Raw genomic sequence first — 16,252 nt, forward strand, 5'->3', positions numbered from 1 at the left:
TCCGGCGAGGGAGATCGGACTCACGGCCAGGCAGAGCCTCCGCAGCGGGTGCCGGCCTGCCGATGATCAGGCCCCGCTGCGGCAGCGAAGGATTACTACGAAGCGCCGCATGACTGTCACGAGACTACCTAAGCCACGACCGACGTGTCCCGATCCGTGGCCGAAAATCTCACATCCTGAGACGCCCATAAGAGCGAGAACCGCCACCAAAAGGTCGCTCAGCCGTCACGTGAGCGCGCTACCTGCCCGGGGAGGCAACGCCGAAGGCGAGCCTCCCCGGGCAGATCGCGAAGCGATGTCGCGCTCACACATTCACGGTCAGGGGGTACGAGCCGCTAGGCGAGTGCTCCCTGACCGTGAATGCAATAAGTTCAGCCGTCCAGGTCGACCCTGCGGCCCATGTCGGCGCCGACCTCGGCGGAGATGGCGTCGACGAGCTGCGGCGGGATGGCGGAGTCGACGGTGAGGGCGATGAGCGCCTTGCCGCCCTTGGCGTCCCGGCCGACCTGCATGCCCGCGATGTTGACCTGCTCGTCGCCGAGGATCTTGCCGACGGCGCCGACGATGCCGGGACGGTCGACATAGGAGAAGAACGCCATGTGCTCGGTCGGGACGAGCTCCATGTCGTAGCCGTTGATCTCGACGATCCGTTCGGCGTGCTTGGGGCCGGTGAGCGTGCCGGACACCGAGACGACGGAGCCGTCCGCCATGGTGCCGCGGACCTGCACGACGTTGCGCCAGTCGGGGCTGTCCTCGCTGGTGGTGAGGGTGACCTCGACGCCGCGGTCGCGGGCCAGCAGCGGCGCGTTGACGAACGTCACGGTCTCCTCGATCACGTCCAGGAACACGCCCTTGAGGGCGGCGAGTTCCAGGACCTTGACGTCGTGTTCGGCGATCTCGCCGCGGACGACGACGTCGAGGCGGACGGGGACGCCTCCGGCGAGGGAGGTGAAGATGCGGCCGAGCTTCTCGGCGAGCGGCAGGCCGGGCTTGACGTCCTCGGCGACGGCGCCGCCCTGCACGTTGACCGCGTCGGGGACGAACTCGCCGGACAGCGCCAGTTTCACCGACCGGGCGACCTGCGTGCCCGCCTTCTCCTGGGCCTCGTGGGTGCTGGCGCCGAGGTGCGGGGTGACGACGACGTTGTCATGGTGGAACAGGGGGCTGTCGGTGCAGGGCTCGGTGCGGAACACGTCGATGCCCGCGCCCGCGACCCGGCCGTCCTTGAGGGCGAGGTCGAGCGCCTCCTCGTCGACGATGCCGCCGCGGGCCGCGTTGACGATCCGGACGCTCGGCTTGACCTGGCGGAGTTCGCGGTCGCCGATGAGGCCGAGGGTCTCGGGGGTCTTCGGCAGGTGGACGGTGATGAAGTCGGACTCGCGGAGCAGTTCGTCCAGCGTGACGAGTTTCACGCCGAGCTGGGCGGCGCGGGCGGCCTGCACGTACGGGTCGTAGGCGATCACGTTCATGTCGAAGGCGGCGAGGCGCTGCGCGACGAGCACGCCGATGCGGCCGAGGCCGAGGACGCCGACGGTCTTGCCCTGGAGTTCGACGCCGGTGTACTTGGAGCGTTTCCACTCGCCCTGCTTGAGGGCGGTGTGGCCCTGCGGAACGTTCCGGGCGGTGGCGAGCAGCAGCGCGATCGCGTGCTCGGCGGCGGTGACGATGTTGGACGTGGGCGCGTTGACGACCATGACGCCGGCCTTGGTGGCGGCCTCGACGTCGACGTTGTCGAGGCCGACGCCCGCGCGGGCGACGACGCGGAGCCTGGTGGCGTGGCGGCACACCTCGGCGGTGACCTTGGTGGCGCTGCGGACGATCAGCGCGTCGACATCGGCGACGGCGGCCAGCAACTGCTCGCGGTCGGCGCCGTCGACGTGGCGGACCTCGTAGTCGGCTTCCAGCACGGCGATGCCTGCCGGGGACAGTTCTTCTGCGACGAGGACGACGGGCTTGCTCAAGAGGAAACAGTCCTTCGGAGAATGTGGGTGTGTGGGTGGTGGGCAGTGAAGTTCGCGGGTCACCTCGTCGTGCCCTCGCCCCCGCAGGCGAGTCTATCTCCCGGGGCGGGGCACGGTTCGCGGCGGGGAGACTCCGGCCCGACCCCTTTGCGGGGGGACGCCCCTCGAACTCCCGCAACGGCACGCGATTCATGTTCGTCCGGCGCCGCCCGGGATGACACCGCCCGCCCGGTTTCGCGGGCGTGCGTGATCGCCGGGCGGCTCCGCCGTGCCCGCCCGCCGGTCCGCTCAGGCCGCGCTGGGCGCGGGCATCGCGGTGAGGACGGACGCGACCCGCTCCGCGTCGGCGACATGGACGTGCGGGACGTCCACGAACAGCCGCAGCGGCCCGGCGGGCAGTCCGAGGTCGTCGGCGACCTGGATCTGCACCTCGCGGAGCGGGATGTAGGTCAGGTAGCCGCGGTAGACGTCCTGCGACCGGAACATCGCCGTCATGATCAGCCGGTAGCCGCGGATCCGGAAGGACAGGGCCGTCAGGGACGGCAGCCCCTCCGCCGGCTCGCCGGGGATCGTGAGCGAGATCCACGCGCTGGTCGTCCACGGCCGGGCCCGCAGCAGGTCGACGACCCAGCGGATCTGGTCGTTGCCCTCCAGGTCGTGCAGCCTCGGCCAGTACCGTCCGCGGACGGCGTGCCGCGTGCGCTCCTGAGCGCGCCGGACGATCCTCGTGTGGTCGCCGTGCTCGCGGAGGATCGGGTCCTCCCAGCTCAGCGAGGCGACCTCGAACAGCAGCGGCGGTCCCTCGATGATGGGGCCGCCGTCCTCCAGGCCCGCCTCACCGGCGGACCACACGTGCCGCAGGACGCCGATCCACGCCTGCCCGCACGTGTCCCAGCGCTGAACCTCGTTGTCCGCCTTCACCTGCACGTCACGTTCTCCCCACCGTAATTCGCCCCGGGGGGCGCTTTGCGGATCCGGGAATTTCATGCCGCGGGGATTGCCGCGCTGAGATTGTTCTCCGCTTCGTCTCCGGCCCGTGCCCTTCGTCGTTCTTGACCAGCATCACACCACTCATGCTCTCCGCCGCCCCTGTGCCGTTCCGGCAGCGGTCGGACGAGTGTGAGCGCGGGGTGCCCGCGCCGGCCACGGCCGTCACGGCTTTCCTCAAGTATCAGGCAAAGACCGCCAAAAAGACAGGGTATTTTAGCCAGAAGGTGCCTTCACCGGCTTTTTGACCACGGTCGGGATGATCGGTCACCCCGACAATCCACCCAAAGCGCCGTGATTATGGCTCACCGCGGGCCCATGGGCGTGCGATACAGCACGATGTAGCCGTCCTGACGGAAGACCTCGCGGTACCCCTCCGCCGCCAGTTCCTCGACACGCCGCCGCTGCTCCGCGACGCTCCCGAACGGGAACTCCAGCCGGTCGACGTAGGCGACGACCCACGGCGCGCCCCGGGAGCGCCGGTCCCACAGCAGGACGCGGGCGCGCGGCGACAGGGCGGGGCCGACGCCGTTGGCCGCCTCGACGAGCGCGCCGTCCGGGATCTTCGCGGCGGCCGCGGCCGCCGCACGGGCCCGTTCGTTCGGTTTCCACAGTGCGGGGTCGGCCAGGTGCCGGTACGCGAAGAACGGCGCGCAGATGACCATCGCGGAAAGGATCGCGGCCGTCGGAAGAACGGACGGCGTCCGTTTCAGCGCGCGAAATCTGCCGCGCAGCCGTGCCGCCCCGTCCACCGCCGCCAGCAAGAGCACCGCGACAATGAACGCGTTGTAGTGGTAATGCGGTTCCCACCAGTTACTGAAGCGGCTGTTGAGCATCCGTTCGGCCAGAAGTGGCAGTGCGGCCAGGGTCAGCGGCGACGCCAGGGGCAGCAACAGCAGTGGCAGGACGACGAGCGCCATCGTCAGGAGCTTGCGCGGCGGGGTGCCGAGGACGGAGACGACGTCCCACGGGTGGGTCACCGCGTGGACGGCCGCGTGCGGCAGGTCGGGGCCGAGTGACCCGTACGCCCAGTAGTAGTCGTTGTCCCCGCCGAACGCCGCGATGAGCAGGCGGGAGCAGACCCAGGTCGCGACCAGGCCGACGACGACATAGGCGAGCCCGGCCCGCCGGTCGCCCCTCGGCAGCGGTTCCCGCGGCCGCCGGGGTCTCCACCCGTCACGGACGAGCAGGTACATGCCGAAGCCCGCGAGCAGCAGCCCCATGTCCTCCTTGACCAACAGCAGGAGGAGCGCCGTGACGGCCGCCTGCCCCCGCCGTCCCGCGTCGTGCCGCTCCACCATCAGCGCGGACAGCAATGGCACGAACGCGACCTCGTGGAAGTCGAACGCCAGCGCCTCGGCGATCGGCCAGGACAGCGCGTAGGCCCCGGCGGCGCAGTACGCGGCGGCGGCGCCGAACCTGCGCTCGGTGAACCGCCAGATCGGGACGATGGCGAGCGCGAACAGGACGGCCTGGGCGAGCAGCAGCGTCTCGGGCCCGTCGTGGATCCAGTACAGCGGCGCCAGCAGGGCGAGGATCGGGGAGAAGTGGTCACCGAGGACGGAGAAGTCGGGTCCGAAGCCGTTGTGGACGCCCTTGACCATGGCGACCGGCGGACCGAACCGGCTGTAGGAGCGGATCGCCTGATCGAAGATGACCAGGTCGTAGCTGCCGGCCCGAAAGGCGCGCAGCCGCATCAGCGAGTACACCGCGTACAGGACGGCGCTCGCCGCGATCATCGCCGCGATCGCCGTCCGTCGGCGTCCGGACCGTTCCCACCGGTCCGCCAGGGGGCGTTCGACGCGCTCCTCCTCCGCCACCGCCTCAGCCACGCGCCGGACGCTACCAGCAGCGTCCGGCGCGTGGCCGGGGCCCCCGGTGGGAGCCCTCAGGAAACGTGCCCGAAAAGAGGCCCCTCCGGCGGATCCGTCACGAGAGGGCGCGGCGGGTCAGCGGGGGCCCGCCGCGGGCGAACGTCCCGGCGACGAGGCCCGCCACGAGGGGGACGGCCACGCCGACGGCGAACAGCAGCAGCCATGGGACGTCGACGATGGGGCCGTGCTCCGGTACGCCCGGCATCTCCGTCTGGTCGGTGAGCGGTCGCGTCACCGCGAGCCCGGGTACGAGCCCGCCCACGATGCCGAGCCAGCAGCCGAGCACGGCGACGAACACGGCCTGGCCCATCGTCACCAGCCGCCGGGTGCGCGGCCTGGCGCCGACGCCCTCCAGGGTCGCGAGATCGGGCCGGGCGTCGGCCGCCGCGAGGCTCGTCGCGATCAGCGCGCCGCCGAGCGCCAGGATGGCCGCGACCGCCGCCAGCAGCAGCGCCGACCTGTTGAACGACTCGGTGAAGCCCCGCTCCACGTAGACGATGTCGGCCCTGTCCTCGAAGGCGTGCATGGTCTCCTTCAGCCGCGTCTCCTCGGCCCTGGTGACGCGGTGGTCGGCGCGGTCGACGCCGAACGCCTCCGTCCGGACGGGCAGGCCGATCCGCTCGGCGAGCTTCGGCGGGACGATGGCCCGCACGGGCGCACCGGCGTTCGTGGCGGCGGCGGGCAGGTCCGTCACCTGCCTGAGCGTGCGTTCCCGGTCGTGGTCCCACACGACCACCTTGGCGGTCGTCCTCCCGTCCGCGGACGGAGCCGCCCCGAACAGGACGATCCGGCCCGCGTCCAGGGCGGACGCCACGGCGGGATCGTCACGGCCGAGCAGCATGCGCGCCTCGCGGGAGCCGCCGACCACGTTGTCCAGGACGATGTTCGCGGCCTCCCCGCCCTCGCCGGCGAAGGACACGGAGGGACAGTCCGTCGTCTTCTCGCTCATGCAGACGCTGCCGTAGCCGGGCAACGACCGCAGGGTGAGCACGGGCACACCGGGCAGGTCGCGTCGGACCGCGCGCTCCGCCGCGTCCGGGTTGGCGTACGGCGCGTGGATCAGCGCGCTCCCCAGGGGAACCGTCGCCCGGTACTCGATCTGGTTCTGCCGGTGGTCGCTGGCGCCCCCGATGGCCAGCGCGGTGATCGCGGCGACCGCCGCCATGATCGCGGCGACCGCGGGTGCGGTCCTGGCGCGGTTGCGGGCGCCGTCCCGGACGGCCAGGCGCAGGGGCAGCGGCAGGCGGGGCGCGATCCGCCCGGACGCCCCGACGATCCACGGGCTCACCAGCACGAGCCCGATGATGATCGCCGCCGCGCCGAGGGCGGCTCCGAACTCGCGCAGGGACCGGACACCGACCAGCGACATCGCCACTCCCCCGAGGACGAGGACGCCGCCGACGACCGGCCAGCCGCGTCGTGACCGGCCGGGCGGGTCGCGGCGCCCGGAGAGCGCGGCGCAGACGTCCATCCGGGCGGCCTGGCTCGCGGGCAGGAGCGAGGCCAGGACGCCGCTGCCCGCGCCGAGCAGCGTCACCACGAGGACCTGGAGCCACGGCACGCGGAACGATCCGAGCGGGTCGCCTTCAACGGCCTCGAATATCGGCAGGGACGCCGCCGCCGCGAGGACGCCGAGCGCCGTCCCGGCCAGCGCGGCGATCCCGCCGAGGAGCACACCGGAGGCGAGGACGACGGCGCGCAGGTCCCGGTCGGTGCCGCCCGACGCGGCGACGAGCGCGAGGACGCGGCGGCGCCTGCGGGCGTCCACCACGAACGCGGGTCCGGCCAGAAGGGCGACCTCCAGCAGGATTAACGTGACCGCCAGGGCGATGACGGCGTCCGCGGAAGGGGCCACCTCGACCGACTCTTCGGACTGCACGGCAGTCTGGCCCGTCGCCCACAGGACGGTGAGCGCGACGATGACGGCGATCGGAAACCCGATCATGCACAGGATCAGCGCGGTGCGGCCCTTGGCGCGCCGGGCGTCCTGCCGGGCGATCCGCAGGGCGAAGCGGTAGCGGTTCACGGCGCCTCCTGGAGCAGGGCCTCAGGGCCGGAGCGCCCGGGGGTGCCGTCCACGACGCGGCCGTCCCGCAGGAACACGACCCGGTCCGCCCAGGCGGCGTGCCGCGACTCGTGCGTGACCATCAGGCAGGACGCGCCGGCGTCGCAGCGGGCGCGCAGGACGCGCATGACCTCCTCGCCGGTGTGGCTGTCGAGCGCGCCGGTCGGTTCGTCGGCGAGGACGAGACGGCGGTCGCCGACGAGCGCGCGGGCGATCGCCACGCGCTGCTGCTGGCCGCCGGACATCTCGTCGGGGAACCGGTCGGCCAGGTCCTCGACCCCGACCTCGGCCAGCGCGTCCCGCGCCTCCCTGCGGGCCCGGCGGGCGCGGACGCCGTCGAGTTCGCGAGGGAGCATGACGTTCTCGGCGGCGGTCAGACTCGGGATGAGGTTGAGGTCCTGGAACAGGTAGCCGATGACGCGGCGGCGCAGCGCGGACCGTCCGGCGCGGCCGAGCGCGCCGAGGTCGGTCCCGTTCACGATCACCTGGCCGGACGTGGGCGTGTCGAGGCCTCCGGCGAGGGTCAGCATCGTCGACTTGCCGGAGCCGGACGGCCCCATCACGGCGACGAACTCCCCGGGCGCGACGTCCAGGGTCACGCCCCTGAGGGCGTGGACGAGTCCGGGTCCGGTGCCGTGTTCGCGGAAGACGCTCCGCAGGGCCAGCAGGCTCATCGGCGCGCCTTCCCCTCGAGCGCCGGGTCGGCCTCCCGGTCGGCGTCGGTCGGAGCGGCCGCCGGCGCGGACGGCGCCGCGGGCTCGGTGCGGGTCACATAGGACTCGCAGTGGTCGAGCCAGCGGATCTCGGCCTCCGCCCGGAAGATCATGGATTCGAGGACCAGCCGCCAGGCGCGGTCGGCCTGCTCGGCCGGGACGGACGGCACGTCGGCCTTGAGCCGGGTGAGGTCCTGGAGGGCGCGGAGGGTGGCGGTGCGCTGGGTCTGGACGACCTGCTCGACGTCCACACCGGGTGTGGTGACGGCCATCGCCAGCTTGATCGCGAGTTCGTCGCGCGGCCGGTCGGAGCGGACGATCGGGGTGGCGAACCACCGTCGCACGTCCTGCTCGCCCTCCGGGGTGATCCGGTAGACGAAACGGCCCTCCTCGTCGGCGCCGACGCGGGTGATCAGGTCGTCGCGTTCGAGACGGGAGAGCGTGGAGTAGACCTGCCCGATGTTGAGCGGCCAGGTGGAACCGGTGGACGACTCGAACTCGGCGCGGAGTTGGTAGCCGTAGCGGGGCCCCTGGGACAGAAGCGCCAGCAGGCCATGACGGATTGACATGCCTACCAAGTATGCATACGGAGTATGGCTATGGCAATACCGAGTATGCATCCACCGGGCAGATCCAACGGCAAGGCGCGCCGCTCCAGGTGAGGGACTTGACCCGGGACGACGCGCCGCGGGTGACGTCAGCCGTTGAGCCAGCTCATCATCGGACGAAGCTCGGCACCCGTCTTCTCGATCGGGTGCTCGGCGAGTTCCTCGCGGTACCGGCCGAACTGCTTCTGGCCGCCCTCGAACTCGTCCACCAGCTCCTTGGCGTACTGCCCGGACTGGATCTCGCCGAGGATCTTCTTCATCGCGGCCTTGGTCTCCGGCGTGATCACGCGCGGGCCACGGCTGTAGCCGCCGTACTCGGCGTTGTCGGACACCGACCAGTACATCTTCGACACGCCGCCCTCGTACATCAGGTCGACGATCAGCTTCATCTCGTGCAGGACCTCGAAGTAGGCGACCTCCGGCTGGTAGCCGGCCTCGGTCAGCACCTCGAACCCCGTCTTGATCAGCTCGGAGACGCCACCGCACAGCACCGTCTGCTCACCGAACAGGTCGGTCTCGGTCTCCTCGGTGAACGTCGTCTTGATACCGCCCGCGCGCAGGCCGCCGATCGCCTTGGCGTAGGAGAGGGCCAGCGGCCAGGCGTTGCCCGACGGGTCCTTCTCCACGGCGACGATCACCGGCACGCCACGGCCGGCGACGAACTGGCGGCGGACCAGGTGCCCCGGCCCCTTCGGCGCGACCATCGCCACGTCCACGCCCTCCGGCGGCTGGACGAGGCCGTACCGGATGCTGAAGCCGTGGCCGAAGAACAGCGCGTCGCCCTCGACGAGCGCCGGCTTGATGTCCTTCTCGAAGATCTCCCGGTGGTGGTGGTCCGGGGCCAGCAGCATGATCAGGTCGGCCTCCTCGGCCGCCTCCGCCGGAGTGACGACGCGCAGCCCCTCGGCCTCCGCCTTCTCCCTGCTGGCCGACCCCTCGCGCAGGCCGACCCGCACGTCGACCCCGGAGTCGCGCAGCGAGAGCGCGTGCGCGTGCCCCTGGCTGCCGTAGCCGATGATCGCCACATGCCGGCCCTGGATCACGCTCAGGTCGGCGGCGTCGTCATAGAACATCTCAGCCACAGTGCTGTTGCCTTTCGTTGATCTGTTGGTTGAAGTTCCGCGGTCAGGCGCTGCGCTCGATGGCCCGCAGCGAACGGTCGGTGATGGACCGGGCGCCACGGCCGATGGCCACCATGCCCGACTGCACCAGCTCCTTGATGCCGAACGGCTCCAGGACCCGGATGAACGCGTCGAGCTTGTCGCGGTTGCCGGTCGCCTCGATGGTGACGGCGTCCGGCGCGACGTCCACCACCTTGGCGCGGAACAGCGTGACGGTCTCCAGCACCTGCGAGCGCGTCTCGGCGTCGGCGCGCACCTTGACCAGCACGAGCTCACGCTGGACGGACGCCGACGGATCCAGCTCGACGATCTTCAGGACGTTGATCAGCTTGTTGAGCTGCTTGGTGACCTGTTCGAGCGGCAGATCCTCGACGTTCACCACGATCGTCATCCGGGAGATCTCCGGGTGCTCGGTGACACCGACCGCGAGGGACTCGATGTTGAAGCCGCGCCGGGAGAACAGCGCCGCGACCCGGGCCAGGATGCCGGGCTTGTTCTCCACGAGCACCGACAATGTGTGCAGGCTCATCGGGTCAGTCTCCGTTCTCCCACTCGGGCGCCAGGTCCCGCGCGATCTTGATGTCGTCGTTGGTGGTGCCGGCCGCGACCATCGGCCAGACCATGGCGTCCTTGTGCACCACGAAGTCGATCACGACCGGCGCGTCGTTGATCTCCATGGCCTTGGCGATGACCTCGTCCACGTCCTCGGCCTTCTCGCAGCGCAGGCCCACACAACCGTACGCCTCGGCCAGCTTGACGAAGTCGGGGATGCGCTTGGCGGCGTGCTCGGACTGGGTCTGCAGCGTCGTGTTCGAGTACCGCTCGTTGTAGAACAGCGTCTGCCACTGCCGGACCATGCCCAGGTTCCCATTGTTGATCACGGCGATCTTGACCGGGATCCCCTCGATCGCGCAGGTCGCGAGCTCCTGGTTGGTCATCTGGAAGCAGCCGTCGCCGTCGATCGCCCAGACCGTCGAGCCGGGCGCGCCGACCTTGGCGCCCATCGCGGCGGGGACGGCGTATCCCATCGTCCCGGCGCCGCCGGAGTTCAGGAACGCTCCCGGCCGCTCGTACTTGATGAACTGCGCGGCCCACATCTGGTGCTGGCCGACGCCCGCGACGTAGTAGGCGTCCGGCCCGGCGATCCGGCCGATGCGCTCGATCACGTACTGCGGCGACAGCGAACCGTCATCGGGGACGTCGTAGCCCAGCGGGTACGTCTGGCGCCACGCGTCGAGCTGCCGCCACCAGGCGGAGTAGTCGCCCTTGCGGCCCGCCGCGTGCTCGTTCTGCACGGCGACGATCAGGTCGGCGATGACCTCGCGGGCGTCGCCGACGATCGGGACGTCGGCATGCCGGTTCTTGGAGATCTCCGCCGGGTCGATGTCGGCGTGCACGACCTTGGCGCCGGGCGCGAACCCGTCCAGCTTCCCGGTGACACGGTCGTCGAACCGGGCGCCGAGCGTGACCAGCAGGTCGGCCCGCTGGAGCGCGCCGACCGCGCCGACCGCGCCGTGCATGCCGGGCATGCCCATGTGCAGCGGATGGCTGTCGGGCAGCGCGCCCTTCGCCATCAGGGTGGTCACGACGGGCGCGCCGGTCAGCTCCGCCAAAACCTTCAGCTCGGCGGACGCGCCGGCCTTCAGCACCCCGCCGCCGACGTACAGGACCGGCCGCGCCGACTGGACGATCAGCCGCGCCGCCTCGCGGACCTGCTTGGAGTGCGGGCGGGTCACCGGCCGGTAGCCGGGGAGCTGGAGCGGAACGGGCCACTCGAAGTCCACCGTGGCCTGCAGCGCGTCCTTGGCGATGTCGACGAGGACCGGTCCGGGACGGCCGGTGCCGGCGATGTGGAACGCCTCCGCGATCGTCCGGGCGATCTCCCCGGCCTGGGTCACGAGGAAGTTGTGCTTGGTGATGGGCATCGTGATGCCCGCGATGTCGGCCTCCTGGAAGCCGTCCGTGCCGATCAGCGAGGACGCCACCTGCCCGGTGATCGCCACGATCGGCACGGAGTCCATATAGGCGTCGGAGATCGCCGTGACCAGGTTCGTCGCGCCCGGCCCGCTGGTCGCCATGCACACCCCGACCTTGCCGGTCACCATCGCGTAGCCCTGGGCGGCGTGACCTGCGCCCTGCTCGTGCCGGACGAGGATGTGCCGCAGCTTCGCGGAGTCGAAGAGCGGGTCGTACGCCGGGAGGATCGCGCCGCCCGGGATGCCGAACACGGTGTCCACGCCCACGTTCTCCAGGGCGCGGACCAGCGCCTGGGCTCCCGTCATCTGTTCGGTCGTCATGATCTGCGTTCCTTGGGGAGAGGGTGAGGATTCTCGCCGGGCAACAAAAAACCCCCGCCGCCGTGGGGCGATCGAGGGGAGGCGCGCAGGTCGGAGAGCTTGGTCAGCCTGCGCGCCGACCAAGTACTACGAGAATGGCGAAGATGCTCTGCACGAGCCCCACTTTCGCGGATGTCGAGCCGCTGGTCAAATCCATGGACACTTTGTCTCACCTACTGAGACGGGGTCCCGTTCGTGATCAGCCCGGAAGCGGCAGCGGGACGTCACCGGGGAGGTTGCGGCCCTCCAGGTTCGTCCGGACCAGCGACTCCACCCGCTCCGCCGCCATCGGACGCGCCACGAGGAAGCCCTGACCGCGCGGGCAGCCCATCTCGCGGAGCAACTGGAGCTGCTCGGGCCGTTCGATGCCCTCCGCCACCACGGTCAGCCCGAGATCGCTGCCGAGCCGCACGATCGTCCGGGTCAGCAGTGTCAGCGTCTCGTCCGAGCCGAGTCCCGCGACGAACGACGGGTCGATCTTAATGATGTCGACGGGCAGCTGGCCGAGGTAGGCGAGCGAGGCGTATCCGGTGCCGAAGTCGTCGATCGCGAGCCTGACGCCGAGGTCACGCAGCTCCACGAGGCGCTCCACGTTCTGGCCCGCGTCCTCGACGAGGACCTCCTCCCGCACCTCCAGCGTCAGCGCGTGCGGCGGCAGCCCCGTCTCCTCCAGCGCCGCCGCGACCGACTCCACGAACCGGGGCGCGGCGATCTGCCGGGCGGTGAAGTTCACCGACAGGCCCACCGCCCACGAGTCACGGCGCCACCGGGCGACCTCCCGGCACGCCTCCCGCAGCACCCAGCCGCCGAGCGGGACCATCAGACCGGACTCCTCCGCCGGTCCGATGAACTCCTCGGGCGGTACCGTCTCGCCTCCCCGCCACCAGCGCAGCAGCGCCTCCACGCCGGTGACCCGGGACGTCGCGAGGTCCACGACCGGCTGGAACTCGATCGCGAACTGCTCCTCGGCCATCGCGCGCTGCAGGTCGCTGCCGAGTTCCAGGCGCCGGACGACGTCGGCGTGCATGTCCGGCGCGTACACCTCGACGCGGCCGCCGCCGAGTTCCTTCGCGCGGGCCATCGCGAGGTCGCCGTTGCGCATCAGATCGGCGGCGGTGCGACGGAGCCTGCGTCCCGCCTCCGCGTCGTCGCGCGCGCCCCTCGACGGCTCCTCGTCTCCGGCGAACGCGATGCCGACACTCGCCGTCAGCACGATCTGTTTGTCACCAACTTGATATGGGTCGACCGAAAGGACGCGCAGCAGACGCCCGGCGAGTTCCACTGTGGCGCGGGTCTCACGGTCGTCCGGCGGCAACTGGACGAGGACGGCGAACTCGTCGCCGCCCCACCGCGCCACCGTGTCCTCGGTGTGGACGTTCGCCCGCAGCCGCCGCGCCGCCTGGGCCAGCACCTGGTCACCGGCGGCGTGCCCGTCGGAGTCGTTCACCGCGGTGAAACCGTCCAGGTCGACGAACACGACCGCGACCTCACCGGCGGACGGGTGCCGCGACAGCAGCTCCCTGGTGCGCTCCTCGAAGTAGGAGCGGTTCGGCAGGCCCGTCAGACCGTCGTGGAACGTCAGATGGGCGACCTGCCGTTGCAGGGCCGCCTGCTCGCTGAGGTCCCGCGTGGTGACCAGCAGCCGGGCGGGTGCGCCGTCCGAGCCGCTGTAGCGGGAGATCGTCGACTCGGTCGGCAGCCAGGTGCCGTCCGCCGCGCGCACCCGGCACGACACGCGCAGCGCGTCCTGGAACCCGTCCTGGAAGCCGTCGGAGAAGGCACCCGCCTGGTCGTCGTCGAGGAACTCGGTGAACACGTCCTGGACGCGCGGCAGGTCCTCCGGGTGGATGAGGTCGCTCAGCGGACGTCCGAGCAGTTCGTCCGGCCTGTAGTGGTACGTGTTCAGTGCCCCGGCGCTGGCGTACTGGACCGTGGCGTCCAGGTCACAGATGAGCACCGCGTCGTTGATGCTCTCCGTCAGGGCACGGAAGTGTTCCTCTCCGGTTCGTACGGCATGGCGCAGCGACTCGTTCTCCCGCAGCAGGCCCGCCAGTCGCGCGATCAGCACCAGCGCCGCCGAGCCCGCGGTGATCGAGATGGCCGGTTCGAGCCCGTTCTCCTCGGTGAGCGAGTGCCCGGCGATGAACAGCCCGGCCGCGGCGGCGACCGCGGCGGGCGCCAGACCGGGGCCGATCATGCGGCCGCTCTGCGCGTCCGCCGGGGCGGCGACGGTCTCGCCCTCGGGGATGTCGTCGACGGGCTGCTCGGGCTCGGCGGCCGGGCCCGTCCACGGCACCAGCAGCAGGAGCAGCAGCCCGGCGAGTCGCAGGATGTCGGACGGGTCGTCGGCCGGTCCGCCGCCGTCCAGCCGGATGAACGTCGTCACGATGTCGGCGACCGCGATGGCCGTCAACGCGCCGTACCCCATCCACGCGAGGCGGCGATGACCGCGCGCCGCGCCGAGGACGAACGGCAGCGCGCCGCAGATGAACACGATGTCGATCAGCGGATACAGCAGTTCCAGCAGGAACTCGGTGGGCGTCTCCCCCGACCGGTGGTAGAGCGTGCCGAACAACGCGACCCAGCCGAGCACGAACAGCGCGGACGCGCAGACGTAGGTGTCGGCGGCGTAGCGCAGCCACGCCCCGGTGTCGCGGGGCAGGCTGATCGGCGCCACCAGGCCGACCACCAGCGCACCCAGGGCGAAAAGATAGAAAAGGTCGGGTATCGACAGTGACAGCGCGCTGCGGGCGTGACCGTCCGACAGGGCGCTGCCGAGCGCGCCGAGAAACCAGGACGCGGCGGCGATGCCGTACCAACGCCAGGACGTGCGCCACACGCCGCCCGGTCCGGTGTCGGCGGGAACGCCGTCCGGCAGCCGGGCCGACAGCAGCAGGGAGATCGCGGCGGCGCCCGCGGCGCCGACCTCCGCCCACGCGATGAACGCGCGCCCGCCCCATCCGAGCAGGGAGCCGGTGGCGTACAGCACACCGACGACCGCGGCCATGGCGACCGGCAGCGCACGCGGCGGCACCCGCCTGGCGTTCTCGCCGCTCATCGCGCCATGTCCCTTCCTGCCCCGGAGTGGAGCGTTCGGTCCCTTCATGCGCGGCATCGCGCCAGGGGAGATGTCGGGTTCACGACCCTCACCGATCGGATAACGGGCGAAAGGTCTTGAATCGTGCCCCGCGCAGGGATCAGCGCGGGCCGGTGGCGAGCAACATCGGGCGTCGACCGCCGGGAGATCAGCGACATTGCTGCACTACGGGATCACCGTGACGCTCAATGTACGTTCGGTAGGTCACGGAGCGATTGAGGCTGGGCGTCCTCCCGGCGACAAACGACCTCGTCGTCTCGCGGATTGGGACGCCCGAAAGCCGAACATCGCCCCTCCACGACCCCGTCCGGCAATACGCTGAGTGACCGAATCCGGAGGCGACTGCCGGAAACGGCGGGCCCGGCCGGTCCGTTCAGATCACGGAGGCGCTATGAGACGTCACACCATCGCCCTGGCCGCGACCGCGGTGTTCCTCGCGGCGTGCTCGTCGGACTCCTCCGGCGGCGGTGACGGCGGCGCGCACACCCCGCCACCGCTGACCACCTCCGCCACGTCCGGGAGCACGGCTCCCGGCGAACCACGCAAGGTCGCCGACGACCTGAGGGTGCCGTGGGCGATGGCGTTCCTCCCCGGCGGCGACGCGCTCGTCACCGAACGGGACACGGCCAGGCTCGTGCGCGTCACACCGTCCGGGGCGAAGGAGCAGGTCGGCACGGTCCCGGGCGTCGACCCGGGCGGCGAGGGCGGCCTGATGGGCGTCGCCGTCTCCCCCACCCACGCCAGCGACCGCCTCATCTACCTGTACTACACGGCCGAGGACGACAACCGGGTCGTCCGCGCCACCTTCGACCGCACCCTCACCGGCACGCCGCAGCCCATCGTCACCGGCATCCCGAAGGGCGGCGTCCACAACGGCGGGCGCCTCCAGTTCGGCCCCGACAGGATGCTCTACATCACGACCGGCGAGACCGGTGAGACCGGACTGTCCCAGCAGAAGGACTCCCTCGGCGGCAAGATCCTCCGCGTCACGCCGGACGGGAAGGCCGCCCCCGGCAACCCGTTCGGGAACCGTGTCTGGTCGTACGGGCACCGCAACGTCCAGGGCCTCGCCTGGGACGACAAGGGCCGCCTCTACGCCACCGAGTTCGGCCAGGACCGCTTCGACGAGGTCAACCTCATCGAGAAGGGCAAGAACTACGGCTGGCCCGAGGTGGAGGGCGTCGGCGACCGCGACGGCTTCACCGACCCCCTCCTCACCTGGACGACGAACGAGGCGTCCCCGTCCGGCCTCGCCTACGCGGGCGGCTCCCTGTGGGCCGCCGCCCTCCGCGGCGAACGCCTCTGGCAGATCCCTCTCGACAACGGCAGGACGGGCCGTCCCGTGGCACGCCTCGACTCCGCCTACGGCCGTCTCCGCGCCGTCGCCTCCGCTCCCGACGGCACCCTGTGGATCGCCACCAGCAACCGCGACGGGCGGGGCGAACCCGCCGCCGACGACGACCGCATCTTCAGCGTTCCCGTGCGCTGAC

The 16,252-nt window shown here is 71.2% G+C and carries 11 protein-coding genes; 1 reads left to right on the forward strand and 10 read right to left on the reverse strand.

What is annotated here, in order from left to right; all coding sequences use genetic code 11:
* Nucleotides 1–371 precede the first annotated feature (371 nt).
* The 10 genes from serA to BZB76_RS17760 form a co-directional block, all read right to left on the reverse strand.
* A complete protein-coding gene (gene serA, locus BZB76_RS17715; protein ID WP_121435413.1) occupies nucleotides 372–1,961 on the reverse strand; it encodes a phosphoglycerate dehydrogenase in 1,590 nt (529 codons plus the stop codon).
* A gap of 288 nt (nucleotides 1,962–2,249) precedes the next feature.
* Nucleotides 2,250–2,888: a thymidylate synthase family protein gene (locus tag BZB76_RS17720; protein WP_246007009.1), complete on the reverse strand. Its 639-nt coding sequence runs from the start codon at nucleotides 2,886–2,888 to the stop codon at nucleotides 2,250–2,252.
* A 365-nt stretch (nucleotides 2,889–3,253) separates the two neighbouring features.
* Nucleotides 3,254–4,780, reverse strand: a complete 1,527-nt coding sequence (locus BZB76_RS17725; RefSeq protein ID WP_147449459.1) for a DUF2079 domain-containing protein — start codon at nucleotides 4,778–4,780, stop codon at nucleotides 3,254–3,256.
* A 97-nt stretch (nucleotides 4,781–4,877) separates the two neighbouring features.
* Nucleotides 4,878–6,848 (reverse strand): FtsX-like permease family protein, encoded by a 1,971-nt coding sequence (locus BZB76_RS17730; RefSeq protein ID WP_121435415.1) that lies wholly within the window; start codon nucleotides 6,846–6,848, stop codon nucleotides 4,878–4,880.
* Nucleotides 6,845–7,561, reverse strand: a complete 717-nt coding sequence (locus BZB76_RS17735) for an ABC transporter ATP-binding protein (protein WP_121435416.1) — start codon at nucleotides 7,559–7,561, stop codon at nucleotides 6,845–6,847. Before BZB76_RS17735 ends, BZB76_RS17730 begins: the two co-directional genes overlap by 4 nt.
* Nucleotides 7,558–8,169, reverse strand: coding sequence for a PadR family transcriptional regulator (locus BZB76_RS17740; RefSeq protein ID WP_121435417.1), 612 nt, complete (start codon nucleotides 8,167–8,169; stop codon nucleotides 7,558–7,560). Before BZB76_RS17740 ends, BZB76_RS17735 begins: the two co-directional genes overlap by 4 nt.
* A 128-nt stretch (nucleotides 8,170–8,297) precedes the next feature.
* Complete coding sequence (gene ilvC, locus BZB76_RS17745) at nucleotides 8,298–9,281, reverse strand: ketol-acid reductoisomerase (RefSeq protein ID WP_121435418.1); 984 nt, start codon at nucleotides 9,279–9,281, stop codon at nucleotides 8,298–8,300.
* A 52-nt stretch (nucleotides 9,282–9,333) separates the two neighbouring features.
* On the reverse strand, nucleotides 9,334–9,858 hold the full coding sequence (gene ilvN, locus BZB76_RS17750) for an acetolactate synthase small subunit (protein ID WP_117399668.1): 525 nt from the start codon (nucleotides 9,856–9,858) through the stop codon (nucleotides 9,334–9,336).
* Between the two features lie 4 nt (nucleotides 9,859–9,862).
* Nucleotides 9,863–11,749, reverse strand: a complete 1,887-nt coding sequence (locus BZB76_RS17755) for an acetolactate synthase large subunit (RefSeq protein WP_281273877.1) — start codon at nucleotides 11,747–11,749, stop codon at nucleotides 9,863–9,865.
* Nucleotides 11,750–11,864: 115 nt separating this feature from the next.
* Nucleotides 11,865–14,723, reverse strand: a complete 2,859-nt coding sequence (locus BZB76_RS17760) for a putative bifunctional diguanylate cyclase/phosphodiesterase (protein ID WP_121435420.1) — start codon at nucleotides 14,721–14,723, stop codon at nucleotides 11,865–11,867.
* 430 nt (nucleotides 14,724–15,153) lie between these two features.
* On the opposite strand from BZB76_RS17760, the gene BZB76_RS17765 reads away from it, so the two are divergent.
* Nucleotides 15,154–16,251: a PQQ-dependent sugar dehydrogenase gene (locus BZB76_RS17765; protein WP_121435421.1), complete on the forward strand. Its 1,098-nt coding sequence runs from the start codon at nucleotides 15,154–15,156 to the stop codon at nucleotides 16,249–16,251.
* Nucleotide 16,252 lies beyond the last annotated feature (1 nt).

Source organism: Actinomadura pelletieri DSM 43383 (assembly GCF_003634705.1).
GTDB lineage: Bacteria > Actinomycetota > Actinomycetes > Streptosporangiales > Streptosporangiaceae > Spirillospora > Spirillospora pelletieri.

Coding starts and splice junctions, on each gene's coding strand:
- BZB76_RS17735 (WP_121435416.1), bottom strand. CDS start 7,561: ATGAGCCTGCTGGCCCTGCGGAGCGTCTTCCGCGAACACGGCACCGGA.
- BZB76_RS17740 (WP_121435417.1), bottom strand. CDS start 8,169: ATGTCAATCCGTCATGGCCTGCTGGCGCTTCTGTCCCAGGGGCCCCGC.
- ilvC (WP_121435418.1), bottom strand. CDS start 9,281: ATGTTCTATGACGACGCCGCCGACCTGAGCGTGATCCAGGGCCGGCAT.
- ilvN (WP_117399668.1), bottom strand. CDS start 9,858: ATGAGCCTGCACACATTGTCGGTGCTCGTGGAGAACAAGCCCGGCATC.
- BZB76_RS17760 (WP_121435420.1), bottom strand. CDS start 14,723: ATGAGCGGCGAGAACGCCAGGCGGGTGCCGCCGCGTGCGCTGCCGGTC.
- BZB76_RS17765 (WP_121435421.1), top strand. CDS start 15,154: ATGAGACGTCACACCATCGCCCTGGCCGCGACCGCGGTGTTCCTCGCG.